Source organism: Bradyrhizobium sp. FW305-F6, from assembly GCF_058782905.1.
This window is the reverse complement of sequence record NZ_JBYSYD010000001.1, coordinates 2,015,416-2,041,486: the sequence shown is the minus strand read 5'-3', so window position 1 is coordinate 2,041,486 and position 26,071 is coordinate 2,015,416. Positions and strand designations below refer to the sequence as shown.

General features: G+C 64.9%; 27 protein-coding genes and 1 riboswitch. Of the genes, 13 read left to right on the top strand and 14 right to left on the bottom strand.

Going from position 1 to position 26,071, the window contains the following annotated elements:
- The first annotated feature begins 39 nt into the window (after nucleotides 1–39).
- Nucleotides 40–1,116, top strand: a complete 1,077-nt coding sequence (locus AC3WLX_RS09835) for an extensin family protein (protein WP_492335683.1) — start codon at nucleotides 40–42, stop codon at nucleotides 1,114–1,116.
- Between the two features lie 46 nt (nucleotides 1,117–1,162).
- On the opposite strand, the gene AC3WLX_RS09830 is transcribed toward AC3WLX_RS09835, so the two are convergent.
- The gene (locus tag AC3WLX_RS09830; RefSeq protein ID WP_291621882.1) at nucleotides 1,163–1,849 is read right to left on the bottom strand and encodes a L,D-transpeptidase; all 687 of its coding nucleotides are present in this window, start codon (nucleotides 1,847–1,849) and stop codon (nucleotides 1,163–1,165) included.
- Between the two features lie 334 nt (nucleotides 1,850–2,183).
- Here AC3WLX_RS09830 and AC3WLX_RS09825 point away from each other — a divergent pair, with 334 nt between their 5' ends.
- From AC3WLX_RS09825 to AC3WLX_RS09815, 3 genes are all read left to right on the top strand, one after another.
- Nucleotides 2,184–3,161 (top strand): magnesium transporter CorA family protein, encoded by a 978-nt coding sequence (locus AC3WLX_RS09825; protein ID WP_291621881.1) that lies wholly within the window; start codon nucleotides 2,184–2,186, stop codon nucleotides 3,159–3,161.
- 617 nt (nucleotides 3,162–3,778) lie between these two features.
- On the top strand, nucleotides 3,779–4,099 hold the full coding sequence (locus AC3WLX_RS09820; RefSeq protein WP_492335682.1) for a Uma2 family endonuclease: 321 nt from the start codon (nucleotides 3,779–3,781) through the stop codon (nucleotides 4,097–4,099).
- Between the two features lie 6 nt (nucleotides 4,100–4,105).
- Nucleotides 4,106–4,645: a hypothetical protein gene (locus tag AC3WLX_RS09815; RefSeq protein WP_492335681.1), complete on the top strand. Its 540-nt coding sequence runs from the start codon at nucleotides 4,106–4,108 to the stop codon at nucleotides 4,643–4,645.
- Between the two features lie 596 nt (nucleotides 4,646–5,241).
- Here AC3WLX_RS09815 and AC3WLX_RS09810 read toward each other — a convergent pair.
- Both AC3WLX_RS09810 and pdxH read right to left on the bottom strand, forming a co-directional pair.
- Nucleotides 5,242–5,994 (bottom strand): SDR family NAD(P)-dependent oxidoreductase, encoded by a 753-nt coding sequence (locus tag AC3WLX_RS09810; RefSeq protein WP_291621876.1) that lies wholly within the window; start codon nucleotides 5,992–5,994, stop codon nucleotides 5,242–5,244.
- 25 nt (nucleotides 5,995–6,019) lie between these two features.
- Nucleotides 6,020–6,661, bottom strand: coding sequence for a pyridoxamine 5'-phosphate oxidase (pdxH, locus tag AC3WLX_RS09805; RefSeq protein WP_291621874.1), 642 nt, complete (start codon nucleotides 6,659–6,661; stop codon nucleotides 6,020–6,022).
- Nucleotides 6,662–6,774: 113 nt separating this feature from the next.
- Here pdxH and AC3WLX_RS09800 point away from each other — a divergent pair, with 113 nt between their 5' ends.
- A complete protein-coding gene (locus AC3WLX_RS09800) occupies nucleotides 6,775–7,182 on the top strand; it encodes an RT0821/Lpp0805 family surface protein (protein ID WP_492335680.1) in 408 nt (135 codons plus the stop codon).
- A 165-nt stretch (nucleotides 7,183–7,347) separates the two neighbouring features.
- The gene (locus AC3WLX_RS09795) at nucleotides 7,348–8,316 is read left to right on the top strand and encodes a DnaJ C-terminal domain-containing protein (protein WP_492335679.1); all 969 of its coding nucleotides are present in this window, start codon (nucleotides 7,348–7,350) and stop codon (nucleotides 8,314–8,316) included.
- Nucleotides 8,317–8,631: 315 nt separating this feature from the next.
- Here the strand turns inward: AC3WLX_RS09795 and AC3WLX_RS09790 are convergent, their stop codons facing one another.
- Nucleotides 8,632–9,402, bottom strand: a complete 771-nt coding sequence (locus AC3WLX_RS09790; protein WP_492335678.1) for an anti-sigma factor family protein — start codon at nucleotides 9,400–9,402, stop codon at nucleotides 8,632–8,634.
- A 61-nt stretch (nucleotides 9,403–9,463) separates the two neighbouring features.
- Nucleotides 9,464–9,952: an RNA polymerase sigma factor gene (locus AC3WLX_RS09785; protein WP_291629356.1), complete on the bottom strand. Its 489-nt coding sequence runs from the start codon at nucleotides 9,950–9,952 to the stop codon at nucleotides 9,464–9,466.
- A 172-nt stretch (nucleotides 9,953–10,124) separates the two neighbouring features.
- On the opposite strand from AC3WLX_RS09785, the gene fabI reads away from it, so the two are divergent.
- The 4 genes from fabI (at nucleotide 10,125) to AC3WLX_RS09765 (ending at nucleotide 14,110) form a co-directional block, all read left to right on the top strand.
- Nucleotides 10,125–10,940, top strand: a complete 816-nt coding sequence (gene fabI / locus AC3WLX_RS09780) for an enoyl-ACP reductase FabI (RefSeq protein ID WP_492335677.1) — start codon at nucleotides 10,125–10,127, stop codon at nucleotides 10,938–10,940.
- A 12-nt stretch (nucleotides 10,941–10,952) separates the two neighbouring features.
- Complete coding sequence (locus tag AC3WLX_RS09775; RefSeq protein WP_291629348.1) at nucleotides 10,953–11,552, top strand: histidine phosphatase family protein; 600 nt, start codon at nucleotides 10,953–10,955, stop codon at nucleotides 11,550–11,552.
- 173 nt (nucleotides 11,553–11,725) lie between these two features.
- A complete protein-coding gene (gene aroC / locus AC3WLX_RS09770) occupies nucleotides 11,726–12,814 on the top strand; it encodes a chorismate synthase (RefSeq protein ID WP_291629345.1) in 1,089 nt (362 codons plus the stop codon).
- A gap of 105 nt (nucleotides 12,815–12,919) precedes the next feature.
- Nucleotides 12,920–14,110, top strand: coding sequence for an adenylate/guanylate cyclase domain-containing protein (locus AC3WLX_RS09765; protein ID WP_492335676.1), 1,191 nt, complete (start codon nucleotides 12,920–12,922; stop codon nucleotides 14,108–14,110).
- 4 nt (nucleotides 14,111–14,114) lie between these two features.
- On the opposite strand, the gene clpS is transcribed toward AC3WLX_RS09765, so the two are convergent.
- The 3 genes from clpS to AC3WLX_RS09750 all read right to left on the bottom strand — a co-directional run bounded on the left by clpS (nucleotide 14,115) and on the right by AC3WLX_RS09750 (nucleotide 16,161).
- The gene (gene clpS / locus AC3WLX_RS09760; protein WP_492335675.1) at nucleotides 14,115–14,420 is read right to left on the bottom strand and encodes an ATP-dependent Clp protease adapter ClpS; all 306 of its coding nucleotides are present in this window, start codon (nucleotides 14,418–14,420) and stop codon (nucleotides 14,115–14,117) included.
- 123 nt (nucleotides 14,421–14,543) lie between these two features.
- Nucleotides 14,544–14,927 carry a fluoride efflux transporter CrcB gene (gene crcB / locus AC3WLX_RS09755; protein ID WP_492335674.1) on the bottom strand — a complete coding sequence of 128 codons (384 nt, stop codon included), beginning with the start codon at nucleotides 14,925–14,927 and terminating at the stop codon, nucleotides 14,544–14,546.
- 28 nt (nucleotides 14,928–14,955) lie between these two features.
- Nucleotides 14,956–16,161, bottom strand: coding sequence for an MFS transporter (locus AC3WLX_RS09750; RefSeq protein ID WP_492335673.1), 1,206 nt, complete (start codon nucleotides 16,159–16,161; stop codon nucleotides 14,956–14,958).
- A 115-nt stretch (nucleotides 16,162–16,276) separates the two neighbouring features.
- A riboswitch (Fluoride riboswitch) is annotated at nucleotides 16,277–16,354 on the bottom strand.
- Nucleotides 16,355–16,614: 260 nt separating this feature from the next.
- Here AC3WLX_RS09750 and AC3WLX_RS09745 point away from each other — a divergent pair.
- Both AC3WLX_RS09745 and AC3WLX_RS09740 read left to right on the top strand, forming a co-directional pair.
- Complete coding sequence (locus AC3WLX_RS09745; RefSeq protein ID WP_492335672.1) at nucleotides 16,615–17,478, top strand: DUF1194 domain-containing protein; 864 nt, start codon at nucleotides 16,615–16,617, stop codon at nucleotides 17,476–17,478.
- 164 nt (nucleotides 17,479–17,642) lie between these two features.
- Nucleotides 17,643–18,278, top strand: coding sequence for a hypothetical protein (locus AC3WLX_RS09740; RefSeq protein ID WP_291620953.1), 636 nt, complete (start codon nucleotides 17,643–17,645; stop codon nucleotides 18,276–18,278).
- A 4-nt stretch (nucleotides 18,279–18,282) separates the two neighbouring features.
- Here the strand turns inward: AC3WLX_RS09740 and AC3WLX_RS09735 are convergent, their stop codons facing one another.
- On the bottom strand, nucleotides 18,283–19,128 hold the full coding sequence (locus AC3WLX_RS09735; protein WP_492335671.1) for a nucleotidyltransferase domain-containing protein: 846 nt from the start codon (nucleotides 19,126–19,128) through the stop codon (nucleotides 18,283–18,285).
- A gap of 108 nt (nucleotides 19,129–19,236) precedes the next feature.
- On the opposite strand from AC3WLX_RS09735, the gene AC3WLX_RS09730 reads away from it, so the two are divergent.
- On the top strand, nucleotides 19,237–19,833 hold the full coding sequence (locus AC3WLX_RS09730) for a hypothetical protein (RefSeq protein ID WP_492335670.1): 597 nt from the start codon (nucleotides 19,237–19,239) through the stop codon (nucleotides 19,831–19,833).
- On the opposite strand, the gene AC3WLX_RS09725 is transcribed toward AC3WLX_RS09730, so the two are convergent.
- The 5 genes from AC3WLX_RS09725 to dxs all read right to left on the bottom strand — a co-directional run bounded on the left by AC3WLX_RS09725 (nucleotide 19,830) and on the right by dxs (nucleotide 25,710).
- The gene (locus AC3WLX_RS09725; RefSeq protein WP_492335669.1) at nucleotides 19,830–20,888 is read right to left on the bottom strand and encodes an Acg family FMN-binding oxidoreductase; all 1,059 of its coding nucleotides are present in this window, start codon (nucleotides 20,886–20,888) and stop codon (nucleotides 19,830–19,832) included. The genes AC3WLX_RS09730 and AC3WLX_RS09725 overlap by 4 nt on opposite strands.
- A gap of 121 nt (nucleotides 20,889–21,009) precedes the next feature.
- Nucleotides 21,010–22,257 (bottom strand): class I SAM-dependent RNA methyltransferase, encoded by a 1,248-nt coding sequence (locus AC3WLX_RS09720; protein WP_492335668.1) that lies wholly within the window; start codon nucleotides 22,255–22,257, stop codon nucleotides 21,010–21,012.
- On the bottom strand, nucleotides 22,250–22,984 hold the full coding sequence (locus tag AC3WLX_RS09715) for a TlyA family RNA methyltransferase (RefSeq protein ID WP_492335667.1): 735 nt from the start codon (nucleotides 22,982–22,984) through the stop codon (nucleotides 22,250–22,252). Before AC3WLX_RS09715 ends, AC3WLX_RS09720 begins: the two co-directional genes overlap by 8 nt.
- A gap of 25 nt (nucleotides 22,985–23,009) precedes the next feature.
- Complete coding sequence (locus AC3WLX_RS09710; protein ID WP_492335666.1) at nucleotides 23,010–23,564, bottom strand: nucleoside 2-deoxyribosyltransferase; 555 nt, start codon at nucleotides 23,562–23,564, stop codon at nucleotides 23,010–23,012.
- 217 nt (nucleotides 23,565–23,781) lie between these two features.
- Nucleotides 23,782–25,710, bottom strand: a complete 1,929-nt coding sequence (gene dxs / locus AC3WLX_RS09705) for a 1-deoxy-D-xylulose-5-phosphate synthase (RefSeq protein ID WP_291620939.1) — start codon at nucleotides 25,708–25,710, stop codon at nucleotides 23,782–23,784.
- Nucleotides 25,711–26,071 lie beyond the last annotated feature (361 nt).

Below are 26,071 nucleotides of genomic sequence, written 5' to 3'. Positions count from 1 at the left end.
GGGCGCGTTGTCGCTCTCAGCTTGGGCCAAAGAATTGTCATGACTTTTAGCCTGACGGACTTTCGCCGCAAATGGTCTTGTCGCGGCTATATGTCCGCCGGCGCGGCAATGGTTACCGCCGTGCTGGGGCTGTCATTCGTGCCCATTGAGAGGGCAGAAGCGCGGAAATATCCTGCGCCGCTCGATATCTTCGGCCTTGGTACACCACGGCCGCGCGCGGCCGTTCGTACCGCGAAGATTCCCCTGCCAAAACCGCGGCCCGAAGAGGCGCCCAAAGCGACGGACGAGGCCCGGTCCGAAGCAGAGACAAAGCCATCTCCCGACAAGGCGGGCGCGGACAAGCCCGCCGAGGCCGCGCCGCCGCCGGAGAAGCAGGCTTCCGCCTGCCGGCTCGCGCTGACCGAGGAGATCGCGATCGCGCCCTCCATTCCGGACATCCGCGGCCCCGGCGCCTGCGGGGGCGAGGATCTGGTGCGGCTGGAGGCCGTCGTGCTGCCGGACAAACGAAAGGTGGCCGTCAAGCCCGCGGCCATCCTCCGCTGCACCATGGCGTCCGCGATCGCCGATTGGGTGCGCAAGGACATGGCGCCGCTGGCGACCAGCCTTGGCTCGACCATCAGCGATCTCGACAATTTCGACAGCTTCGAATGCCGGGGCCGCAACCGTGTCGCTGGCGCGACGCTGTCCGAACACGGCAAGGCCAATGCGATCGACATCCGCGCCATCAAGCTTGCCAACGGGCAGTCGATCGGCTTCACCGACCGCACCGCTGCGCGCGAGGTCCGGGAGCGCGTGCTGCATTCGGTTTGCGCGCGCTTCTCCACCGTGCTCGGCCCAGGGTCGGATTGGTACCATGAGGACCACATCCACCTTGACCTGGCGCAGCGGCGCAACGATTACCGGATCTGCCAGTGGAACGTGTGGGAGCCCCTGCCGCAGGTCGCCCCGCTGCTGCCGACGGAACGTCCGGAGGAGGCGCCGCCGCGGGAGATTGCGGCCAAGCCCGAGGCAAAGGAAGGCGCTAAGGAGGCGCCGGAGACATCCGCTTCGCCAGAGGAGAAGCCCGAACCTGAGAAGGCCCAACCGTCCAAGCCGGCAACAAAAAAGCGCCGGTGAACCGGCGCTTTTGAATCCTTTGAAGGTCGACCCAGGTCAGAGGCGATCAGTAGCTGGCCGCCTGGCCGTTTTGGCTGTTGCCGAGCGCAAGGCGCGAATTGTAGGGCGAGTCGCCGTGCTTGGGCTCGAGCACCACGACGATGGTGCCGAGCTTGACGCGATCATAGAGATCGATCGCGTCCTCGTTGGTCAGGCGGATACAGCCCGACGAGATCGAGGCGCCGATATATTCCGGCTGGTTGGTGCCGTGAATGCGGAACAGGGTGTCCTTGCCCCCGGAATGGAGGTACAGCGCGCGGGATCCCATCGGATTGTCCGGGCCGGGCGCGACATAGGTCGGCACGCCCAGGCGCGAGATTTCGCCGGGGGTCGGGTGCCAGGCCGGCCACTCGGTCTTGCTGGCCACCTTGGCGATGCCCGACCAGGCCATCGCCTCTTCGCCGACGGTGATGCCGTAGCGGATCGCTTTGCCGCCTTCCAGGACGTAATAGAGGTAATGGTTGTCGGAATCGACCACGATCGAGCCCGGCGCCTCCTTGCGGTGGAATTCGACGATGGCACGGCGGAACGGCTCTGCGACCGCGGTATTTTCGTACTTCACCTTGGCAAGGAGTTCCTTGTCCTTCGGCTTGAAAGCCTTGGTGTCGGTCGCCTCGTAGCGCGTGGCTTGCATGCAGCCCGACAACATCAGGCCAGCCGCCAGAATTCCAAATATAACTTTCAGCGACGACATGTTCGGTTCCAATCAAAACAATACCGTGCGGAAGGGCCTGAGCTTAGCGCCCAAGTTCCTCGACTCCGTTAATCCCATTATCGTTGAAATCTGCCACAATTCCAGCGCTGATGCCCTTCTCCCGCGCTGCAGGAGCCGACCTGTGGCTTTTCTGCCGCAAATTTGGCTGGGATCCCGGGGTTTTTTGGCCGGATCAGCCAGAGTGTCGATTTCGGGCCACAGTTAACCAGCTCCGCCGCGGGGGCCAAACGATCCCATGATGTTCTTGTCATCGTGATCCTGTCAGAATCGCGCTAAGGGCTGTCCGTCTGCCGCAGGATCTCTGGAGTGTTTGATGTTTTCGGTGTTTGTTCCCTCCGAGTTCGCCCTCAAGAAGGCTGTCATCGAGGATCTTGCGACGGTACCGGAGAACGCGGTCTGGATCGACCTCGTCAATCCGAGCGCGGCCGAGGATAAGGCCGTGGAGCGGCTCGCGGGTATCGCCATCCCGACCCGCGAAGACATGCAGGAGATCGAGATTTCGAGCCGGCTCTATATGGAGAACGGCGCGCGCTACATGACCGCGACGTTGATGTGCCACTCCGATACCGACATGCCCCGGACCACGCCAGTGACCTTCATCCTGGGCGACCACCGCCTGGTGACGGTGCGCTACGACCTGCCGAAGCCCTTCAGCCTGGTCGAGGCCAAGCTCGCCCGTTCCTGTACCCCGTCGATCACCGGCGAGATGGTGCTGATGGAGCTGCTGGACGCGGTGATCGACCGCTGCGCCGACATTCTGGAGCGCTGCGGCGCCGAGATCGACCAGGTCAGCCACGACATCTTCGAGCCCGAGAGCGAGCGCCACGGTCAGGCCAAGAGATATTCCCAGATCCTGATCTCGATCGGTCGCAAGGGCGATCTGACCTCGAAGGTGCGCGAGAGCCTGGTGTCGATCGGCCGCGTCGTGACGTTCCTGTCCGCCGTCGTCGAGGGCGTGAAATGGTCGAAGGACATGCGCGAGCAGCTCAAGACCATGCAGCGCGACGTCGCCTCGCTGACCGACCATGCCTCCTATCTCTCCAGCAAGATCACCTTCACCCTCGATGCCATGCTCGGCGTCGTCAATCTCGAGCAGAACAACATCATCAAGCTGTTTTCGGTCATGGCCGTTGTCCTGATGCCGCCGACCCTGATCGCCTCGGTCTACGGCATGAACTTCAAGGTGATGCCCGAACTCGAATGGGTGCACGGCTATCCGATGGCGCTGGTGATGATGCTGATCGCCGCCATCGTCCCGTACTGGATCTTCAAGTGGAAGAAGTGGCTGTAGGAACCGTGCGCGAGCAAAGATACCTACCGAGAGCTTACGCCGCTCGCAGAGACACGGTGGATCGTGTCGCAGAATAGATCGGGATTGAGGCCGTGCGGTGGCGTCCGCATCGCGCCGCAATTCCTCCGGTAAAATTTGAGCGGTGGGCTGAACGTTTGCGCGAAACTTGTCTGCGATAAGCAGTGCATAGCCGCGAGGAACAGCCATGGTTGAGAAACACATAACGTCGCCCCGCAACGTCATCGATCTGGCGAACTATCGCCAGGTCGTGGCGAGCGGCAAGGCGCCGTCGATGTCGGCACGCATGTGCCGGCACTGTGGTGCTCCGCTGCTCGATGGCGAGAACGATGACGACTGCTCGACTGCATTCAGCACGGCCGCTCCGCGGTCGCACGAAAGGTCACGTCGGATTCGACTCGATTGAGGAACGGAAGCCAAGGGCGATCCAGGTCTTGCGGCGGCGTTGTCTGGATCGCCTTGCTTCCCTCAGCAAGTCTTCGCAGATGCTCAGCTGCGGCGTCCGATCTGGGGCCATAGCGCTCCGCCCCAGTCATCCTTATCTCTCTTGGTGTTCGTGGCGGAGCGGTTAAGCTGCGCTCGTGTCATCGGAGGTGCCGATGGGTGTTGGTATCAAGGAATTCGCCAAAGACCCCGCGAAGGCCGGACGGATGTCGGGCGAACGCTTCCGCGCGTTTCAGGAGCGTCGCCCGGACCATGAGCGCTGGGAGCTCATCGCAGGTGTCCCCATGATGATGACGCCGCCGACGATCGCGCACAACCATATCTGGGGAAACCTCGAGCGTTTGCTCAATGATGCGCTCGCCGGGCATGATCAGGGTCGCATCGCCATGCAGCGTCCCGGCATTGAACTCGGGTCGGGTGAATTCCGCCCGGAGCCGGATGTGGCCGTGATCGATGCCGACTACGAACCGGGGTAGCGGTTCGTGGACAGGGCTTATCTGCTGGCGGAGATCATCTCGTCCACCGACGACACGCGCGTGCCCGACACCGACGCCAAGTGGATCGACGTCAAGCGGACCATCTATCTCGCGCACGCCGCCTGCGAAGCGGTGCTCATCATTGAGCAGGATCGGATGGAAGTGCGTCTCGATACAAGGACGACGGCCGGTTGGAGTTCGCAGACGTTGGGTCCGGCCGACGAACTGAAGCTCCCTGCCTTCGGACTGCAATGTGCGGTCGCCGATCTCTACGAGGGAACGCGCTACGGCCTCGCCGCGGGCGCAAGCGGCCCGCCTGAGCCTCACGTCACCCGTCGGGCAAGACACCCGGAGAAGCTGTCAATCCGTCACCGCAAAAATATTCTTCTTTACCGAAATTCGGTTTCGGCGTATGTGTCCCCCATCCCGGCTCATCCAAGAGGGGCGATCTTGTGGTCGTCACTGTCGCGAGCCGGGCTTGCGGTGGACGCGGCAGCGTCGGCGCGAGAGGTGCGGGCAGGGCGGGTAGTCCCCGTGAGTCCGTAACCGCGTGCGGACGACGGCGCTGCTAGGCTTCGTCTCGTCTGTAAGTTTCCGGCGCTGTCGACGGCATCGGGAAAACTGCGGCGAAATGGCGGGCCGTGCGTACGGCAAAACCGTGTGGTCCTGGCCGTCGTTGCTACGGTCAAGCCTGTCGCGAAGATGTGCGCGAGCCCAACCGGGCAGACGGCATCGTCAATTTGCGGGGCGAGGGAGGCCAGAAGGAAAGTTCGGCTCCCGGGAGAGCACGGCATAAGCCGTCCGACCATCGCGCAGGGAAGGCCGAGTGATCGGCACCACCTGTATGCTGCTGTGCGGTTTTCCTGCGTGTGCATTGTGCGCAGCAGACCGCGGGTGCGATGTCAGCACCCGGCCTTCCCTGTGCCCTCTTGGATTTAGAGGGACGAAAGATGAAGCAAAGCTCGGGTGGACGAAGCCGCGAGGCCGCGAAGCTGTGTCTGAAAATTCAAATGCGAGCTGGAAGGGCGAAGTTGCTGCGTCATATTCCGTCATTGCGCGCGAAGCGAACCAATCCAGAGTCTTTCCGCGGAGGGTTTCTGGATTGCTTCGTCGCAAGGGCTCCTCGCAATGACGAGAAGAGACTACACGTGCTGGCCGCCGTTGATGTGGATCTCGGCGCCGTTGACGTAGGAGCTGGTGTCCGTGCACAGCACGTAGATGATCTTGGCGACCTCGTCGGGCGTGCCGAGGCGGTGCAACGGGATTTGCTGTTCGACGATCTTCTCGGTGCCCGGCGACAGGATCGAGGTGTCGATCTCGCCCGGAGCGATCGCGTTGACGCGCACGCCGATGCGGCCGAAGTCGGACGCCATCTCGCGCGTCAGCGAGGCAAGCGCGGCCTTCGAGGTGGCATAGGCCGCGCCCGCGAAGGGATGCACGCGCGAGCCCGCGATCGAGGTGACATTCACCACCGAACCCTTGGCCGCCTTCAATTCCTCGATCAGTCCGCGCGCGATCATGATCGGCGCGAAGAAGTTGACGTGGAAGACGTGCGTCCAGGTGTCGAGATCGGTGTCGACCGAGCCGAGCCGGGAACCGCCGGGCCCCTTCGGCGAGATCGCGGCGTTGTTGACGAGGGCGTGCAGCATGCCGCCCTCGAGCCGATCGCGGATTTCGGAAATCGCGCGGGTGGTATCCTGGGGATTGCCGAGGTCGACCTGGATGTGGTCCTCAGGGCCGGCGTCCCACGGGCAGTCCTCCGGGAAGGGGTGCCGCGAGCAAGTGATGACGCGCCAGCCCGCCGACGAAAAACGGATCACGGTGGCGTGGCCGATGCCGCGGCTGGCTCCGGTCAGGAGCAGCGTGCGGCGCGGCGCATTGGACGAATGCGGCATGGACATCTTTCAGGCGGCCCAATCTTTACGGATACATCCGCGTCTTGGACCACGGTTGGCCGGCCGCGTCACGGCGAAATTCGATACGGTCGTGCAGCCGGAACGGGCGGTCATGCCAGAACTCGATCCGCGAGGGGGTGATGCGCCAGCCGCTCCAGCCCGGCGGCCGCGGCACTTCGCCGATGACGTATCTGGCCGCGACCTTGGCGATGGCCTGTTCGAAGGCGAAGCGGCTCTCCAACTCCTGCGACTGCTTGCTCGCCCAGGCGCCGATCTGGGCCTGCTTCGGTCGCGTCGCGAAATAGGCGTCGGCCTCCGCGTCGGTCACCGGCGTCACGTTGCCGCGTATCCGGACCTGACGGCGCAGCGACTTCCAATGAAAAAGTAACGCTGCCTTAGGATTTGCGGCAAGTTCGCGGCCCTTCTGGCTCGCGATGTGGCTGTAGAAGACGAAGCCTTCGGTGTCGAAGCCCTTCATCAGCACCATGCGCACGTCTGGCAGCCCGTCAGGGTCGACGGTTGCGAGCGCCATGGCGTTGGGATCGTTCGGCTCGCTCTTGATCGCCTCGTTCAGCCAGCTCTCGAACAGCGCAAATGGCTCGTCGGCGGCGGTGAAATCACCGGATGTTAAGGGTGTCTGGTGTTTCATCGAGGTCGTGTCGGTCATGTCCGGAGTCCGAGTTGCGTTCCGCGGCCCAAAACGCGTTGTTGTCCGCTACCGCCTTATATAGGGTATGGGGAGGCGTTGGCCTATCGGCGATCCGGCCATCCGGTGTCGTCATGACGATGATTCTGATCGGGCTCGGGGCCGGCGGCTGCAGCTTTTCCCGCAACGACGGCAGCGCCTATGCCAAGGCCGACGAGAACGACCTCACCGGCTCGATTGCGCGGCCGGCGAATGATGCTCCCCCGACCGAGACCGATCTCGCTTTCACCCGCAACGCTGCCACCGACGTCCTCAGCAAGGGCGACAAGGATTCCGCCCAGCACTGGGAAAATCCGGAAACCGGGGCGCGGGGCTCGGTGACGCCGATCGCCCAGTCCTATGCCGCCGAGGACGGACGCAAATGCCGCGACTTCCTGGCGAGCTACGTCAACGGCAAGACCGAAAGCTGGCTCCAGGGCGCCGGCTGCCAAGGCAGCCGTGGCCGTTGGGAGATTCATACGCTAAAGCCGTGGCGGAGCTGAGCATCATCCGGCAAAGTGGGGACCGGTTTTCCGATCGGATTATGCTCTAAACATCGCGCGCCAGTTCGCGCTCCTAGTTGCAAAAATGCCACTCTCTTCCCACATGACCCGCAGGTGGGGCGGGGAGCCCAGAACAATTCGATTTTTTTGAAGGAGACGTGACGAATGCGCGACCCCTATGAGGTCTTGGGGGTGCCGCGGGGCGCCAGCGCTGCCGCGATCAAGAGCGCCTATCGCAAGCTGGCCAAGAAGCACCATCCGGACAGCAACAAGGACGACCCGAAGGCGGCCGAGCGCTTCGCCGAGATCAATTCGGCCAACGAAATCCTCGGCGACGAGGACAAGCGCAAGCAGTTCGACCGCGGCGAGATCGATGCCGACGGCAAGCCCCGCTTCCAGGGGTTTCCGGGCGGCGGCGCGCGCGGCCGCGCGGGCCCGGGCGGGTTCGAGAACTATACGTTCCGGAGCGGCGGGGCGGGCGGCCCGGGCGGGCCAGGCGGCGGGGCCTTCGAGGATATCCTCAACAGCATGTTCGGCGGCGGAATGCGCGGTGCGCGGCCCGGCGCCGGCGGCGGTGCCCAGTTCGAGTTCGACACTGGCGGCATCGGCCTGGACCTCGACGTCAACGTCGCCATGTCCGTTTCGCTGGAAGAATCCGCCAAGGGCGGCGAGAAGCGCGTGCGCCTGCCGACCGGCAAGGAGCTCAACGTCAAGATTCCGGCTGGCGTCACCGAGGGCCAGCAGATTCGGCTGCGAGGGCAGGGCGAGAGCGCGCAGGGCCATCCACCGGGCGATCTCCTGATCACCATCAACATCGCGCCGCACCCGTTCTTCAAGGTCGACGGCGCCGACCTCAGGATCGACCTGCCGGTCACGCTCTACGAGGCGGTGCTCGGCGGCAAGGTCCGCGTGCCAACCCTCGGCAATGCCGTGGAGCTCTCGGTCCCCAAAAACACCTCCAGCGGCCGCACCTTCCGCCTCAAGGGCAAGGGCCTGCAGAAAGCCGGCGGTACCGGAGATCTCTTCGTCACCATCAGGATTATGCTACCGGACGGGAACGACGCCGAGCTCGAGGCATTGATGGAGAAGTGGCGGGATCAACATCCCTACAATCCGAGGAGCGGGCTGGGTTAGGTTCGATCCAACGAAGGGATTCTCTGAAAGCCTCAGGGCATCATCCGGGAGATGATGCCCATCATATGCCGCAAGCGTGCTAGCGCTTCATGGATCGACGCGTCGATTGTCCGGCGGGGCAGTCGATAAGAAGGTGCGGCCTCGAGAGGGGGACCAGCGCGGTACCAAAAACCCCAATCGAGGCCGCCCGCGTCGATCGGCGGATCGAACGCCACTCATAATCGCGTGAACACCCGGTGCGATAATGAGACGCGTCCATGTCCTGATTCCAAATTTTCAATGACGGAATCTAGGCACCGAAGGTCGTGCGGTTGTTCAAGTGCCGTTTTTCTCCGCCTGGTCGTACACCGCCTGCGCCACCTTGGTCAGCCGGTCACGGTCGCTGCTACCGCTGACGACATAGCCGACGCCGCGCTCGGCCCAAAACAACGCACCATCCTTGTCCGTCCTGGCGTAGCGCATTTGCGTCGCACCATTCTCGGTTTTGGCGGAGTAGATCGTGTACCGCTCGCCCGAGGCGCCCTCATACATCAGGAATGACGCCGGACCGTTCGGCCCCGGCAGAAGCCGGCCGCCGACCAGCTTCAGCCCGCTGGCTTCCAGGTTCGGCGCGAACACGGTCCAGCCGCAGCGCCGGGTCAGCCAGGCCTGGAGGTGGTCGCGCTCATTGCCGCCGACTTCGACGGGGTGGCGAACCTCGACGACATAGAGGCGGTGAGCGTCGAGTGCATCCGCCGTCAAGTTCTGGAAGGTCGAGGGCGCGTTGGCGGCGCCATGCGCGAGCCAGCCGGCGGTGCCGCCGGCGACGAAGGCCACCAGCACGGCCGCAGCGGCGCCATAGAACCATTGCCGCGGGCGGCGCTCCAGCCGCTCGAGCTCGAGCCGTGCCGGCACCGGCTCCTGGGCAACGGCATCGTAGCGGGCGTGCAGCATCTCGGCCATGGCGCGCCAGGACTGCACGCGCTCGGCCTCGTCAAGATGGGCGGCAAGAAAGGCCTCGACGTCGGCACGGCGCTCGGCCGGCAGCTCGCCATCGACATAGGCGTGCAGTTCGTCTTCGGTCACTGGGATATTGCGGTCGTTCATATCGGTGGTCTCTGGCTCTGCGGCCCAAGATATCTTTTGCGAGTTAAGTTCGCGCAGCTCGTCATTTCACCCGCCTGAGCGCGGGGCGCTCACCCTCCAGCGAGCCCTTGATGTGGGCTCTCGCGCGTGCCAGGCGCGACATCACGGTGCCGATCGGTACGCCCTGGATGTCGGCGACCTCGCGATAGCTGAGGCCTTCCAGCATCACCAGCAGCAGCACCGAACGCTGCTCCTCGACGAGAGTGGCCAGCGCCTTCTCGATGTCGCGTCCTTCAGCCTCGGTGCCGCTGGCATCCGGGTTGTTTTCCGTCAGCGGCATGAATTGCGGCCGCCTTGCCAGTGAGCGCCGCCGGTTTTTGTTGAGGTTGGTCAGGATCGTATAGAGCCAGCTCCTGACGTCGCCGCCGAGAAACAGCCGCTCCGAACGCAGCGCGCGCACCAACGTATCCTGCACCAGATCGTCGGCCGCATCCGCATCGCGCGTGAGCGCGCGGGCATAGCGGCGCAACGCCGGGATCATGGCTTCCACACTCTGGCGAAACGCATTCATTGCGGTCTTGACGTCCCTGGCGCTCGGCGAGCGCCCATAGCGATCATAACACCCGACCGGAACGGCTATTCCGGCACTCGAAACACCGTTAACGCCGCGTATTAGGACTGTACCGCGAAGAAGGGCTGGTGTACCTCCAGACCTCAACGAGAGTTCGACGGGACGTGCAAAAATGGCGCAGAATTCTGGTCTGATGCAGGGCAAGCGCGGGGTCGTCCTCGGCGTCGCCAACAACCGCTCGATCGCCTGGGGCATCGCCAAGGCGTGCCACGCGGCCGGTGCCGAGCTCGCCTTCACCTACCAGGGCGATGCGCTGAAGAAGCGCGTCGAGCCGCTCGCCGCCGAGATCGGCGGCCTCGTGCTCGGCCATTGCGACGTCACGGATGCCGCGACCATCGACGCCGTCTTCGCGGTGCTGAAGGAGAAGTGGGGCAAGATCGATTTCCTGGTGCACGCGATTGCCTATGGCGAGCAGCTCGACGGCCGCTACGTCGACACCACGCAGGAGAACTTTTCCAAGTCCATGCTGATCTCCTGCTATTCGTTCACGGCGGTGGCGCAGCGCGCCGAGAAGCTGATGATCGATGGCGGCTCGCTGATCACGCTCTCCTACTACGGCGCCGAGAAGTGGATGCCGCATTACAACGTGATGGGCGTGGCCAAGGCGGCGCTGGAGGCCAGCGTGCGCTATCTCGCCGCCGATCTCGGCGAGAAGAACATTCGCGTCAACGCGATCTCGGCGGGGCCGATCAAGACGCTCGCCGCGTCCGGCATCGGCGACTTCCGCTATATCCTGAAATGGAACGAGGCCAACGCGCCGATGCGGCGCAACGTCTCGACCGAGGACGTCGGCGGCAGCGCGCTGTATTTCCTCTCTGATCTCTCGCGCGGCGTCACCGGCGAGGTGCACCACGTCGATTCTGGCTATCACGTGCTCGGCATGAAGCGGCCGGATGCACCTGATATCTCGCTTGGCGGCAAGGACTGACCTTGAGCTGAAATGCCCAAGCCTACGATCTACTATCTTCGCCACGGCGAGACCGAGTGGAATGCGCTCGGCAGGCTTCAGGGCAACAGGGACATTCCGCTGAACGCGCGCGGCCGCGGCCAGGCCGTGCAGGCTGGCGGCATTCTGGGCGACCTGTTCAAGCGCGACGGGTGCGACAAGGCCGCGCTGCCTTACGTGTCGAGCCCGCTCGGCCGTGCGCGCCAGACCATGGAGCTCGCACGCGGCAAGCTCGAATTGCCGCCAGCCGATTACGCGCTCGACGATCGTCTGCGCGAGATCGGCTACGGCACCTGGGAAGGACTGACGCTGGCCGAGAGCGAGGCGCAGGATCCGGACATCTATGCAAGGCGCCTCGCCGACAAATGGACCGTGGGGCCTGCGGGTGGGGAGACCTATGCGGCGGTGCAGCTGCGCATGCTCGACTGGTACGAGTCGCTTCTGGTCGATACCGTTGCCGTGGCCCATGGCGGGACCTGCCGCGCCCTGATGGTCGCCTTGGGCCTCGAGACCCCCGCCAGCGCCGCCGAGCTCTATATCGAGCAGGGCGCCGTCTACGTGTTCCGGGACGGCCGGCTGGAGAAGTTCAGTTAGGCGTGGCCGCATCCCCGCCGTCATGCCCGGGCTTGTCCCGGGCATCCACGCACTTTACCTCCCGAACTAAGAACGTGGATGGCCGGGACAGGCCCGGCCATGATGAATGGCGGCCATTTGACCCCTCATCGAGAGCGCGTTACCACACGCTCGAACCGAACCCGCGAGCAGCGATGTCCTTCAACACCTTCGGCCACATGTTCCGCGTCACCACCTTCGGCGAGAGCCATGGGGTCGCGATCGGCTGCGTGGTCGACGGCTGCCCGCCCATGATCCCGCTCACCGAGGCCGACATCCAGAAGGATCTCGAGCGCCGCCGACCCGGCCAGTCGCGCTTCACCACTCAGCGCCAGGAGCCGGATCAGGTGAAGATCCTGTCCGGCGTGATGGCGCATCCGGAGACCGGCGTGCAGGTGACGACCGGCACCCCGATCGGGCTGCTGATCGAGAACACCGACCAGCGTTCGAAGGACTATTCCGAGATCAAGGACAAGTTTCGGCCCGGTCACGCCGACTTCACCTATGAAGCCAAATACGGCCTGCGCGATTATCGCGGCGGCGGCCGCTCCTCGGCGCGCGAGACCGCGATGCGCGTTGCCGCCGGCGCCATCGCGCGAAAGGTGCTGCCCGACGTCAAGGTGCGGGGCGCTCTGGTGCAGATGGGCCCGCACAAGATCGATCGCGACAAGTGGAATTGGGACGAGATCGCCAACAACCCGTTCTTCTGCCCGGACAAGGACAAGGCCGCGTTCTTCGAGACCTATCTCGACGGCATCCGCAAGAGCGGCTCCTCGATCGGCGCGGTGATCGAAATCGTCGCCGAGGGCGTGCCGGCAGGTCTCGGCGCCCCGATCTACGCCAAGCTCGATTCCGACCTCGCGGCCGCGATGATGTCGATCAACGCCGTCAAGGGCGTCGAGATCGGCGCCGGTTTTGGCGCTGCCGAGCTCACCGGCGAAGAGAACGCCGACGAGATGCGCACCGGCAATGACGGCACGCGGTTTCTGTCCAACCATGCCGGCGGCGTGCTGGGAGGCATCTCCACCGGACAGCCGGTGGTGGTGCGCTTCGCGGTGAAGCCGACCTCGTCGATCCTGCAGCCGCGTCTCACCGTCGATCGGCAGGGGGCCGAGACCGAGATCTTCACCAAGGGCCGGCACGATCCCTGTGTCGGCATCCGTGCGGTCCCCGTCGGCGAGGCCATGATGGCTTGCGTGCTGGCGGATCACTTCCTGCGCGATCGCGGACAGGTCGGGCGTTGAGTTTCTTCACCTCTTCCCGACGGGAGAGGTGAAGACCCGTTCATGTCGCGACACCAGCCGACCGCGCAGCTTGACGGCCCTGCAACTTCGTCCACAAATGCGGCCATGAACAGCTCCGAGCTCCAGCGCATCTCCAACTGGCTGATCGACGGCACTTGGGCGGCTCAGGAGCCGGCCGTAGGGATTGCCGATTTCTGCGAACGGCTGGTCGCGGCCGGCCTGCCGCTGTGGCGATTCGGCCTCTTCATCCGCACGCTGCATCCCGAAGTTTTCGGCCGTAACTTCATCTGGCAGCACGGCGAGGAAGTCGAAGTCGGCAGCGTCGATTTCGAAATCCTGGACACGCCCGAATTTGCCCGCAGCCCGCTGCGCGTCGTGTTCGAGCAGGGGATCGAGGTGAGAGGACGCCCAAGCGACCCCGACAGCAAGCGATTTCCTTTCCTCGAGGACATGCGCGCCGAAGGCGCGACCGATTATATCGCGGTGCCGATGCCCTTTCTCGACGGCTCCGTCCACGCGACGAGCTGGATCACGCGGCACCCCGATGGCTTCAGCGACGGCGACATCGCGGCCATCCGAGCCGTCATAGCGCCGCTCGCACGCATCAGCGAGATCATCACTATGCGTCGCACCGCCGAGATGTTGCTTGACACCTATGTCGGCAATCGCGCTGGCGCGCGCATCCTCGGCGGCCAGATCCGCCGCGGCCACAACGACACCATGCAGGCGGCGATCTGGCTGTCGGACCTGCGCGGCTTCACCGCGCTGTCGGACCGGCTGCCGGCCGAGACCGTCGTCGAGATTCTCAACCAATATTTCGACTGCCAGGTGGCCGCGATCCGCGGCCATGGCGGCGAGGTGCTGAAGTTCATGGGCGACGGGCTGCTCGCGGTATTCCCCATCGACGAATATGTCGGCGATACCGCCCATGTCTGCGCGCACGTGCTGGAAGCGGCGCGCGAGTCCCGTGCCAGCGTCGAGGCGCTCGCCTTTCCGGTCGGCGACATCGTCGAGCGCTTCCGCTTCGGCGTCGCGCTGCATGTCGGCAACATTCTTTACGGCAATATCGGCGGCGGCAACCGCCTCGACTTCACCTGCATCGGCCCCGCGGTCAATCTCGCCGCAAGGCTGGAGAAGATCACGGGGCGCCTGGGGCGAACTGTCGTCGCATCGGAAGGCTTTGCCAATGTCTGCCGCCATGATTGGCACCAGCTCGGCGAATTTCCGATCGCGGGATTGTCCAAGGCGCAGCGCGTATACGGGCTCGCTGACGAAGCGCAGGCGCGGGCCGGCTGAAGCGCTACTCCTCCGGCTCTGTCGTGAACAGCAGCGGATAGCCCTTGGCACGGCCGGCGTCGGTGGCGCGGGTCGCTTTGGTCTCGGCGACATCCTTGGTGAATACGGCGACGATGCAGGCGCCAAGCTTGTGGGCGGTGATCATCACCTTGTAGGCCTGATCTTCGGTCATGCGGAATTCGGCCTTCAGCACCATGGTGACGAATTCGCGCGGCGTGTAGTCGTCGTTGATCAGGATGACCTTGTGCAGCCGCGGCCGCTCGACCTTGGTCTTTACCCTGGTTTTCGGCTTGGTGACGGGGTCGTTCATCGTTTCCAGACACCCGGCTCTGATGAGTTCCACCGTTTCATCATATTGCACGCACCCGGGCTTCTCCAAGACGCGTGGTGCGGTGGCTCATGCCGCCGCCGATGGGCAGGAATGCACCGCGCTCTAGGGAAGCGCGCGAACGACATGCAAGGCTGCGATCAGCGCGCCGACGGACAGCACCACCGATGCGATCATGTAGAGGGCCGAGGCGACGGTCTGGCCGCGTTCGATCAGATACCAGGCATCCAGCGAGAACGTCGAGAACGTCGTGTATCCGCCGCAGATGCCGACAGTCAAAAAGATCCGGGCAGCCTGCGGCAGGTTCCATCGCGTCGCGAACAGCGCGGTGAAGGCGCCGATCAGGAATGACCCGGTCACGTTGATGATCAGGGTGCCCCAGGGAAAGTTGGTACCGAAGATCCGGCCTGAACCGATTGCAACGAGATAGCGCACGACCGCGCCGAGCGCGCCGCCGGCGGCGACCGCCAGAATGTATTGGATGTTCAACGTCCCGTCTCCTGGTCTGCGATCTGCATCATTTGTCTGCCGCCAGGCCCTTGCCGACCGCAAGCAATCCCACGAGCGAAACCAGCGCGAAGCCGAGGCCTGCGAGGAACGTTACTGCCGGGCCGTAGGCGTCCCATAAAGCGCCAGCAATCACGCTGGCGGCCAGCAAGGCAAGCCCGGTGAACAGGTTGAAATAGCCGAATGCGGTGCCGCGCAGGCTCGGCGGGGCAGCATCGGCGATCATGGCCGACAGCAGGCCTTGCGTCAGTCCCATATGCAGTCCCCACAGCACGACGCCGAGCGCGAGGCCCGAAAGGCTCGGCAGCAGCGCCAGCGCGAGGTCGGCGCCGGCGAGGAAGACGAGACCGAGGGCGAGCAGGCCGGTCCGGTTGATCCTGTCCGACAGCACGCCGGCCGGATAGGCCGAGAGAGCATAGGCGATGTTCATCAGCACCAGCACGGCCGGCACCCACATCACACCCAGTCCGATGTTCTGCGCGCGCAGAATCAGGAAAGCCTCGCTGAAGCGCGCCAGCGTGAAAACGATTCCGATCGCCACGACACGCCAATAGACCGCTCCGAGTTGCCGCATGGCGGCGAGATTGAGCGGGTTTCTTGCAGGTGTCCGGCTTGGATCGGGCTCCGGCTCGTTCACCGCGAAGGCGATCAAACCAAAGGACAGGAACGCCGGCAGCACGGCCACCCAGAACACCAAGGCAAAATCGTCGGCTGTCCACCACATCAGGCCGATTGCGACGAGCGGTCCGAGGAATGCGCCGATGGTGTCGAGCGATTGCCGCAGGCCGAAGCTCGCGCCGCGCAGCCCGACGGGGGCGATATCGGCGATCAGTGCGTCGCGCGGGGCACCGCGAATGCCCTTGCCGACGCGGTCGATGAAACGCGCGGCCACCAGCCATCCGACGCTTGGCGCGAGCGGGAACAGCGGCTTGGTGAAGGCGGCAAGTCCATAGCCGAGCGCGGCGAGCAGCTTGCGGCGGCCGAGCCAGTCCGACAGCGCCCCGGAGAAGATCTTGGTGATCGAGGCGGTCGCCTCGGCGACGCCCTCGATGAAGCCGACCGTGAGCGTGGAGGCGCCGAGCACGGTGACGAGATAGACCGGCAGCAGCGCGTGGATCATCTCGGAAGAGATGTCCATCAGCATCGAGACGAAGCCGAGCACCCAGATCCCCCTGGGCAGCCCGCGACGTGCAGCACTCGGTGTGGTCGTCGTCACGTCTTCGCCTTCTCATCGCCTTCGTCTGCCGGCGCTCGCCATCAGACAACAAAAAACCCGCCATCGGCGGGTTTGTCCATGCTCCCGCCCAAGGCCGAGGCCCAACCATGGCCTTCCTCAAGCAGGAGTCATCAGCCCACTACGGTCGTGGACCGCCGGGCGGTTAGCGGGGGACTCCATCCCCATCTGTGCGGCCAACCTAGCATGGAAATCTCATCGGGCAAGTGGGCGGGGGGTGTCTCCGCGTTCGCCGCCGTCATTCCGGATTCGGCTCATCGAGCCGCCGCGGAACGACTGCGCGTGTGATCGCACCTTGTTCCCGCTTGTCATCGCAATGGCCAAATGACGGCAACGGGCAGCAGCGATGCACTGGATTGTGAAGCGCAAGCGATCTTCATGCTTTGCGGCAAGGCGATTGCATGTCACCATCGCGTCATACGACGGGAGACTGCGATGCGTTTGCTGTTCTCGATCGGGGCTGTGCTGGTGGCCGGCATGTTTGCCGGAGGGGACGTCGCGGGCATCGCGGCACCAGGACTCAAGTTCGAATCACCGAAAAATCAACCGCAGCGGCTGGCGGCCGACAAGGACGCGCAGATGGTCGATGTCGAGCTGATCCTCGCCGTCGACGTGTCCTACTCCATGGACATGGATGAGCTCGCGATCCAGCGCGAAGGCTATGCGCAGGCGATCCAGTCGAAGGAGTTCCTCCAGGCGCTGAAGCTCGGCCCGAACGGCCGCATCGCGGTGACCTATTTCGAATGGGCCGCCTCCAGCGACCAGAAGATCATCATTCCCTGGCGGCTGGTCGACGGACCGGAGACGGCGGATGCGGTCGCCGCCGAGATCATGAAGACGCCGATCCGGCGTGCGTCGCGTACCTCGATATCAGGCGCGATCAACTTCGCCATGCCGCTGTTCGACGAGGATCCTTATCGCGGCCTGCGCCGCGTCATCGACATTTCCGGCGACGGCCCCAACAACAATGGCGGCCCGGTCACGGTGGCGCGCGACGCCGCCCTGGAGAAGGGCATCGTCATCAACGGCCTGCCGATCATGGCCAAGGAGCCGTCCTACTCGACCATGGATATCGACAATCTCGATCACTACTACGAGGATTGCGTCATCGGAGGTCCCGGCTCGTTCGTCATCACGATCAAGGAGCGCGACAAGTTCAAGGAAGCGATCCGCACCAAGCTGCTGATGGAAATCGCCGGCCGCACCCCGGAGCGGCCCGTGGTGCCGGTTGCCGACAAGGAGCCACGGGTCAACTGCCTGATCGGGGAGAAGATCTGGTCCGACCGCTGGGGGCGTTGACGTCCCCCGGCTGAGACCTTCTGCCCGCACGACGGGCGCGTGAGCTTAACCGCCCGTTAACCGGCGCGTGTCCCTAATCGCATGGTTTCTGTTCGTTTCCAGCCGGCATCCTGACATTGCCAAGGGAGCGAAAGCGGGTTTGTCAGGCCCGTCCGAGCAATCCAATGGCCATCGTCACATCGAGCACCAGCCAGATTTCGCCCGCCAACGAGCGGATGTATCGCCAGAGCGCTCTGCTCGGCGACTGGAAGGGCAATTGGGTGGGCAACAACCAGCCCGTCGGCTTCAAGGTCGTCAACATCCGCGGTGCGCGGGCGCAGGTCGAGTACACCCACAACGGACGCACCGAGCGCGGCTTTGCCGAGGTTCAGGGCACGCTCATCACCTTCGGCGGCGTCACGGTCGGCACCAAGGACGGCAAGAACATGGTGATGCTGTTCTCCTTCGGCGGCGCCGGCAAGCAGACCGCGAACCTCGAAAAGCAACAGCCGCCGGCGTCCGACAGCCGCCTCATGGGAAGCTGGGGCGGCTATTCCAGCGAGAACGGCAAGAGCGCGAGCTTCAAGGTACTCGCCGTCAACGGCAAGGAGGCGCAGGTCAGCGTCACCACCGACGGTGTCACCCGCCAGGGTACCGGCTACGTCTACAAGAACGTCATCATGTTCGGGCAGACGCAGATCGCGACCGACGACGGACAGAACGGCAAGGTCATCTATCAGGTCGGCAGCAAATCCTTCATGGTGCCGGTGACGAAATATCCGCCGGCGGATTCGTCGTCTTCGGTCGACAAGACCGCATAGCCCTTCACGGCAGCGTCCCGCCGGGCCGCGTCAGCGCCTTCAATCGTCGGTCGAGGTGCCGCAGGATCGCGCAGGCCTGTGCGAAATCGCCATCGCCGACGAGCTGCCAGGTTCGGTCGGACTGCTCCATCAAATGCGGGATGGTCAGCGGCAAGTCGGCTGCCTCCTGCAGCGCCCCCTTCTCGTTGATCAGATAGCGCTCGTTGAGCGCGAACAGAACCTGCGCGATGCAGGCGAATGATCTGTAGAGGCAGCCCGCAACGTGGGTCTGCTCGTTGCGGGCGGCTGCAAGCTCGGCGTTCTCGATGCTGAACAGGACTTCCCATTGAAAGCGCCGGACGAGCGCATCGCGCAGAGGCTCCGGATAGGGAAGCGCGATGGATTTGAGCCGTGCGATCAGGCCGTTCGGATCGTGCAGCGGCTGGCAATACGCGATCTCGCCCATCCAGATCGCCGAGCAAAAGCCGTGCGGATGGCCGGGCTGGTAGTCCATCGTAACAAGGCCGGCTTGGCAGGACTTCATCACAGCTTCGACCGCATCGGCGTTGCGATAGAGCAGATCGACCTTGCGGCCTTGCACCGACAGCCACGCGCCGCCGACGATCCATGGCCCCCATTCGCCGACCGGAGTCGCGGTGGTGGCGGCGGGATCGTCGGCGACCTTCTTCGCGGCGGCCAGCACCCGCTCGGTGTCCAGCGGAATCGCAGTCTTGAAATAGAGACCGATATCGTAGTCCGAGGCCGCGTGCGCGCTGCCCCTGGCGCGGGAGCCGCCAAGCACGACGGCTTGAACGCCGGGTACGTCTGCAAGAACGGAATTCAGGCGGGTGAGCAGCGGATCATGCGGCATCAGGCGCGGTTCCCCGAGGACCTGCGGCCGCGACGCCGGCGCAGTCCCTCCGCTGGCATTGATGATGTCCGGAGGGTATAATTTGCATAATACTTGACGGTAGGCGGAATGTTCGACCTCGTACGTTCATGCGCGCTTGCAGCGCTCGCGGTGCTCTGCCTTGGCGGGGAGCCGGCTCATGCGCAAACTTCGCCGATTAGATACTGGATCCCCGGCGGGCCCTTCGGCCTTGGCGGCGGTGCCGGCCAGAGTTCGGACACCTATGGCAGCTTCGCCGGCTTAAATGCCGGCGAGGCCGATTGGCGTACGGGTTCGGCGAACGGGTTCTTCATCGGCAGCGGACGCGCCGATCTGGGGTTGAGCGGCTTCAACCAGGCGGGCTCGTTCGGCAATTTAAGCACGCTCTCCTATGACAGCACGCAGTTCGGCTATCACATGAAGGGCGCGGGCGGGGTGCCAGTCACCTTCTTTGCCGGCTTCGACACGCTGAAATACGGCAACGGCATCGGCAGCTCGCTGGCGCCGCTCACCGGCGCCTCGCCCGGCTATGGCGGATTTGCCGGTGTCGAGTTCAAGCCGACCTCCAATCTCAGCCTGTCGTTCGGCGTCGGGTATGCCCAACAGGATTCGAGCCGCATGGACAGCGATATCAGATCGAACATGCTGCCCGGCGAATCGCCGGCGCTGAGCGGCTTACGGCGTTAGGATTGCATCACGAGGTCCGGCGGGCGCCGCAACGACCTCGGCAGGTTCGGGCCGGTTCCGAAGCGCATCACGATATCGGGACGTCGATCGCCCAGTCCGAGCCAGGTTGCAAATTGCGGCCTGAGCGCTGCGACCTCGACCGGCTGGTTGATGAACGCGTATTTGAGGCCCAGTGCCGTGGCCTGCAGGCCGAAGCGCTGACAGGCGCGGCCGACCGCGATCCAATGCGCCTTGTCGCTGCGATCGGCAGCAAGCACCACGACACCGGCCGAGCTGTCGAGCTGCTCGCGATACTTCTTGTTCTCCCCACTCTCGGTGAAGAACAGCTTCAGAAGCGGCCGCGCCACCCACGATGGCAGCGAGGGATTGCCCGAGGCCGGCGCGAACAGCCCGTCCATGGTCGCGAGCGCCTCCGCCTCGTTGAAACGGATCCAGCTGACGAGCTCGCGCATGAAGGCCTTGTCGTGCATCTGCGCCGAATTGCCCTCGAGCACGTAGTCGGTGACTTTTGCCATCGCCGCGCGCTCGGTGATCACGATCGCCGAGACGCCGGGTTCGCGGCAGGCGTTCTCGAGCTGGCGCAAGATCCCGGGCGCGGCAGGTGTGCCGGCATAGGCCGCACGGGTGCATTGCCTGACCGCAATGGCGTCGGCCAGTGCCGATGCCGCAGGCAGGGCCTCCTCCAGCGCAATCACGATGCGATCGCCGTCGACGACCGGATCGGCGCGCCAGCCCAGCGTGGAGGCGGCGAGGACGAGGTTCTCGGCGGCACAGCCGAGACTGACGTAGATATGATGATCGTCAGGATCGACGGCCGGACAGCGCCGCGTGACGTCAGGCGCAATCGTGATGACATCGCCGCGGGCGGAGAAGATCCAAGGCTGCGTGTTGTGGCTGTTGGCGGCCAACGTCGCAAAGCGGACGAGCTCGCGATCCCTGGGAGCGGCTCGCAGCGGAGCCCATGACGATTTGACCGCCTGGTCATAAGTCATCGCCGCGGCTGCGGCAGGAGAGCCGCCGATCGCCGCCGCAGAAAGCCCGAGCGCGGTCGCCATGAATTGTCGCCGGTTGGCCACGCCTGTCCGCTCCGCTTCGATCGCGCACGACCCTTTTAGCGCAAGGGGACGGCCGCGCGATTGACCGGTGTCAAGGTTGTCGCTCGATTGAGCTTGGAGCCTACCGCACCAGCCGCGCCACCAGCTCGACATGCGGCGTGTGGCGAAACTGATCGACCGGCACCACCGTCTCCAGCCGGTAGCCGCCGTCGATCAGTAGCCGCGCGTCGCGCGCAAAGGTCGCGGCGTTGCAGGATACCGCGATCACTACGGGCACCTTGCTCGCGGCGAGCTTCAGCGCCTGAGCCTGGGCGCCCTGGCGCGGCGGGTCGAACACCACGGCGTCGAAGTCTCGCAGCTCCTGCGGCACCAGCGGGCGGCGGAACAGGTCGCGCGGCTCGGCCCTGATCGGCTTCAGGCCGGACGTGCGCGCCGCCTTCGCAAGCGCTGCGACCGCGCCGGCATCGTTGTCGTAAGCGGTGACGCGCGCCTTCTCGGCGAGCCTCAGAGCGAATGGGCCGACGCCGCAGAAGAGGTCGAGCACCTCCTTGGCCTTGCCGATGCGTTCAGTGACGAGGGCCGCAAGCGTCTCCTCGCCCGCCACCGTCGCCTGCAGGAACGAGCCCGGCGGCAAGATCACCTCGGCGCGGCCCATCCTCACCGCCGGCGGCAGGCGTTGCAGCACCAGCTCGCCGTGCCGCGTCAGTCGCGCTAGGCGGTACTGCTCGGCGACGCGGGACAGCGCTGTGACCAGCGGCGTCGGCAGCGGGCCGGAGCCGCGCACGTCGACGTCGAGGCCGTTCGCGGTCGCCGTAACCTGGATGTCGAGCGGCTTGGTCACCGGCATCTTCGACGTCAGCGGCTCGGCGAGCGCCCAGGCGGCGTCCAATGCCCCGTCGAGTGCGGGATCAAGGATGGGGCAGCGATCGATGGGTATGACGTCGTGCGAGCCCGTCGCCGAGAAGCCGACCTTGAGGATGTCATGCGTGCCGAAGCGCCCGTGCAGCGTGATGCGGCGGCGGCCCGCGCCATGGGCATCGACCAGCGGCGCCACCTCGCACTCGATGCCGGCCTGCGCCAGCGTCTCGACCACGATGCCGCGCTTCCAGGCGCGATACGGTTCGCTCGCCCAATGCTGAATCGCGCAGCCGCCGCAAACGCCGAAATGCGGACAGAATGGCGCGACACGTTCGGGGCTGGCGACATCGACCGCGAGCAGCTTGCGGCGGTCCGGATGGTGGCCCACGACGCGATCGACCTCGACGGTCTCGCCGCCGAGCGTATAGGGCACGTAGAGCGCATCGCCCGTGGTGAGGCAGACCCCGTCGCCGCGATGGCCGACATGATCTATGATCAGACGCTCAACCACGGCGCGCGCCCAGGAAGAATTCGATATTGCCGTCGCCGCCCGCAATCGGCGAGGGGAACACCTCGATGCCGGTGCAGCCGAGCGAAGCGGCGAAGGCCGCGATGTCGTCGCAGATCTCCCGGTGTACGGCGGCATCGCGGACGATGCCCTTCTTGTTGTGCTTCCTATTAGCCTCGAATTGCGGCTTGATCAGCGCCAGCAGGCTCGTCGGTGCGGCGGCGAGCGACAGCGCGACCGGCAGCACCGTTTTCAGTGAAATGAAGCTGACGTCGATGACGACGACATCGGGCCGCGCCGGCAGGCGCTTGCCCTCGTAGCTGCGGATGTCCGTCTCCTCCATCGACACGATCTTCGGATGATCGCGCAACGAGGGATGCAACTGGCTGGTGCCGACGTCGATCGCGAACACCAGGCTCGCGCCGTTCGCCAGCAGCACCTCGGTGAAGCCGCCGGTGGAGGCGCCGACATCGAGGCAGACACGGTCCTCGATCTCGATGGGATAGCGCTCCAGCGCGCCGGCAAGCTTGACGCCGCCCCGGGAGACGTAAGGGTGCGCGGGCTCGGCCTGGATCACCGCATTCTCGGCGATCGTCTCCGACGGCTTTGAGACCTGCTTGTCGTCGGCCGTGACGAGGCCGGCCTCGATCGCTGCGCGCGCCCGCGCCCGGCTCTCGAACAGGCCGCGCTCGACCAGCAATACATCCGCGCGCTTGCGGGCAGGGGGCATCGGCTTTCTCAAGATGGACCGGCGCTCATGTAGCAACCAATCGCCCGGCCGCCATCCGGACGCAAGTCTCGAACGCCGTGAGATCGCGCCAGGCGTCGATCGGCATCTTGGCCGGCGTCACCAGCGGGCAGCCGTGCAGCTCCAGTGCATGGATCATCATGAGGTTGTCGACAAGGCCGAAATCCTCGACCGTCAGCCCCTGGGCGTCGACCAGCCGTTGGCTCTCGGAGGTGACCTCCATGAAGCGCGCGACGCGGTCGGCATAGGCCGCGCCATCGTTGGAATAGGCCAGGCAGAGCTTGCGGCGCCCGGCCATATAGCCGAGCTCGTAGACGGTGCCGGGATCGGCCCCGGCGCCGCGGAACGGGGTGAGGTTGGCGATGATGGCATCGGCCGCATCCATCATCGCCTCGTTGCCGCAAAAGATCTGCCGCGAAGCATCGGGCGCGGACAGGTCGATTGCGTTATCGAGGGGATAGAGGCCGGTGAGCCCGTGGGCCGCGCAGATCGCAGCCTTCTGCCGGCCGATCTCGACCGCATCCGGCAGGAACACGTCGGGGCCTGCCAGATAGATCTTCATGGCACGATCGATCGAGAAGACATCGGAGTTGCCGCCAAATCGGCGGTGCAAACCTCTCCCAAAGGGAGAGGTCGCGCCGCAGGCGCGGGTGAGGGGTTACGCTCTCACGAGGGACCTGAACCCCTCACCCGGATTGCACTGGACGATGCTTCGCATCGCCAGGAGCAATCCGACCTCTCCCTACGGGAGAGGTGGGGTTCAGCGTCTGCCGCGACAATCAAGCCAGCTTGACCGTCTCGGCCTTCACGTCCTTGCCGAGCGCTTCGAACACCTTGGCGACGATGCCCTTGGCGTCGAGGCCGGCGCGGGCGTACATCGCCGCCGGCGTGTCGTGGTCCTGGAACACGTCGGGCAGGACCATCGAGCGGAACTTGACCATGCCGGTGTCCAACGCGCCCTGGTCGGTCAGGAACTGCGCGACATGCGAGCCGAAGCCGCCGACCGAGCCTTCCTCGATCGTGATCAGGATCTCGTGGTCGCGGGCGAGCTTGAGAACCAGCTCGGTGTCGAGCGGCTTCATGAAGCGCGCGTCCGCAATCGTGGTCGACAGGCCAAGAGCGGCGAGCTCGTCGGCGGCCTTCTCGCATTCGGCGAGGCGCGTGCCGAAGGACAGCAGGGCGATCTTGCTGCCCTGGCGGATCATGCGGCCCTTGCCGATCTCGAGCGGTATGCCGACTTCGGGCATCTCGATGCCGCGGCCTTCGCCGCGCGGATAGCGCAGCGAGCTCGGGCGGTCGTCGATCGCGACCTGGGTCGCCACCATGTGCACGAGCTCGGCTTCATCCGCCGCCGCCATGATCACCATGTTGGGCAGGCAGCCGAGATAGGCGTTGTCGAACGAGCCGGCATGGGTCGCGCCGTCGGCGCCGACGAGGCCGGCACGGTCGATGGCGAAGCGGACCGGCAGGCTCTGGATCGCGACGTCATGCACGATCTGGTCGTAGCCGCGCTGCAGGAAGGTCGAGTAGATTGCGCAGAACGGCTTGTAGCCTTCGGTCGCAAGACCCGCGGCGAAGGTCACTGCGTGCTGCTCGGCGATGCCGACGTCGAAGGTGCGGTCGGGGAAGGCCTTGTTGAAGATGTCGACGCCGGTGCCCGACGGCATGGCCGCGGTGATGGCGACGATCTTGTCATCCTTCTGCGCTTCCTTGACGAGGCTCTGGCCGAACACGTTCTGATAGGCCGGCGCGTTCGGCTTGGCCTTGGCCTGCGTGCCGGTGGCGACGTCGAACTTGACGACGGCGTGATACTTGTCGGCGGAGGCTTCCGCCGGGCCGTAGCCCTTGCCCTTCTGCGTCACGACGTGGACCAGGATCGGGCCGGTCTCCATGTCGCGGACGTTCTTCAGCACGGGCAGGAGATGGTCGAGGTTGTGGCCGTCGATCGGCCCGACATAGTAGAAGCCGAGTTCCTCGAACAGCGTGCCGCCGTCCATCATGAAGCCGCGCGAATATTCCTCGACGCGGTTGGCGCGGTTGGCGATGACCTTGGGCAGGCGCTGGTTGATCTGCTTGGCGGCCTCTCGCAGCGTGCGATAGGTCTTGCCGGAGTAGAGGCGCGACAGATAGGCGCTCATGGCGCCGACCGGCGGCGCGATCGACATGTCGTTGTCGTTGAGGATGACGATCAGGCGCGAGTTCATCGCACCGGCATTGTTCATGGCTTCATAGGCCATGCCTGCCGACATCGCGCCGTCACCGATCACGGCGATAACGTTGTTGTTGCCGCCGGCGAGGTCGCGCGCCACGGCCATGCCGAGGCCGGCGGAAATCGAGGTCGAGGAATGCGCCGCGCCGAACGGATCGTAGTCGCTCTCGCTGCGCTTGGTGAAGCCGGACAGGCCGCCGCCGGTGCGCAGCGTGCGGATGCGGTCGCGCCGGCCGGTGAGGATTTTGTGCGGATAGGCCTGGTGGCCGACGTCCCAGATCAGCCGGTCGCGCGGGGTGTCGAAGACGTAATGGATAGCGGTGGTAAGCTCGACCACGCCGAGACCGGCGCCGAAGTGACCGCCGGTCACCGAGACCGCATCGATGGTCTCCTGCCGCAGCTCGTCAGCGACCTGACGAACCTGCTCGACCTTGAGCTTGCGAAGGTCTTCCGGCGTCCGGATGGTGTCGAGAAGCGGCGTCTTACTGTATGCGTTCACGGCGATTTCCAATTTGTCAGCGCCGGAAGGTCATTCCGGTGCGCGATGGGTTTGCACAATATCGGCGCAGCGCGAGTCCTCAACCGTCGGAGCCACCTGCACGGGGAAAGCCCGTCTTCAAGCTTAGGTCAGCTTAGCTGCGCTCCGGTTCAGTCTCTGTGATCCCTGTCACTTAGATCGGCTTCGTCCGTCCCAAGCCAATTTCATTAGCAGTTTGAAGCTCTTGTCGTCGGCAATCGGCGCCCACACAAGGCTTGCAAAAAGCCACACTCAGCGCAGCTTTACACCAAAGCTTGGGCCAAAGCCAACCCGCAGGACCGATTAGGGGTATGCAGGTGCAACTGCCGGGCCAGAGTGGTTA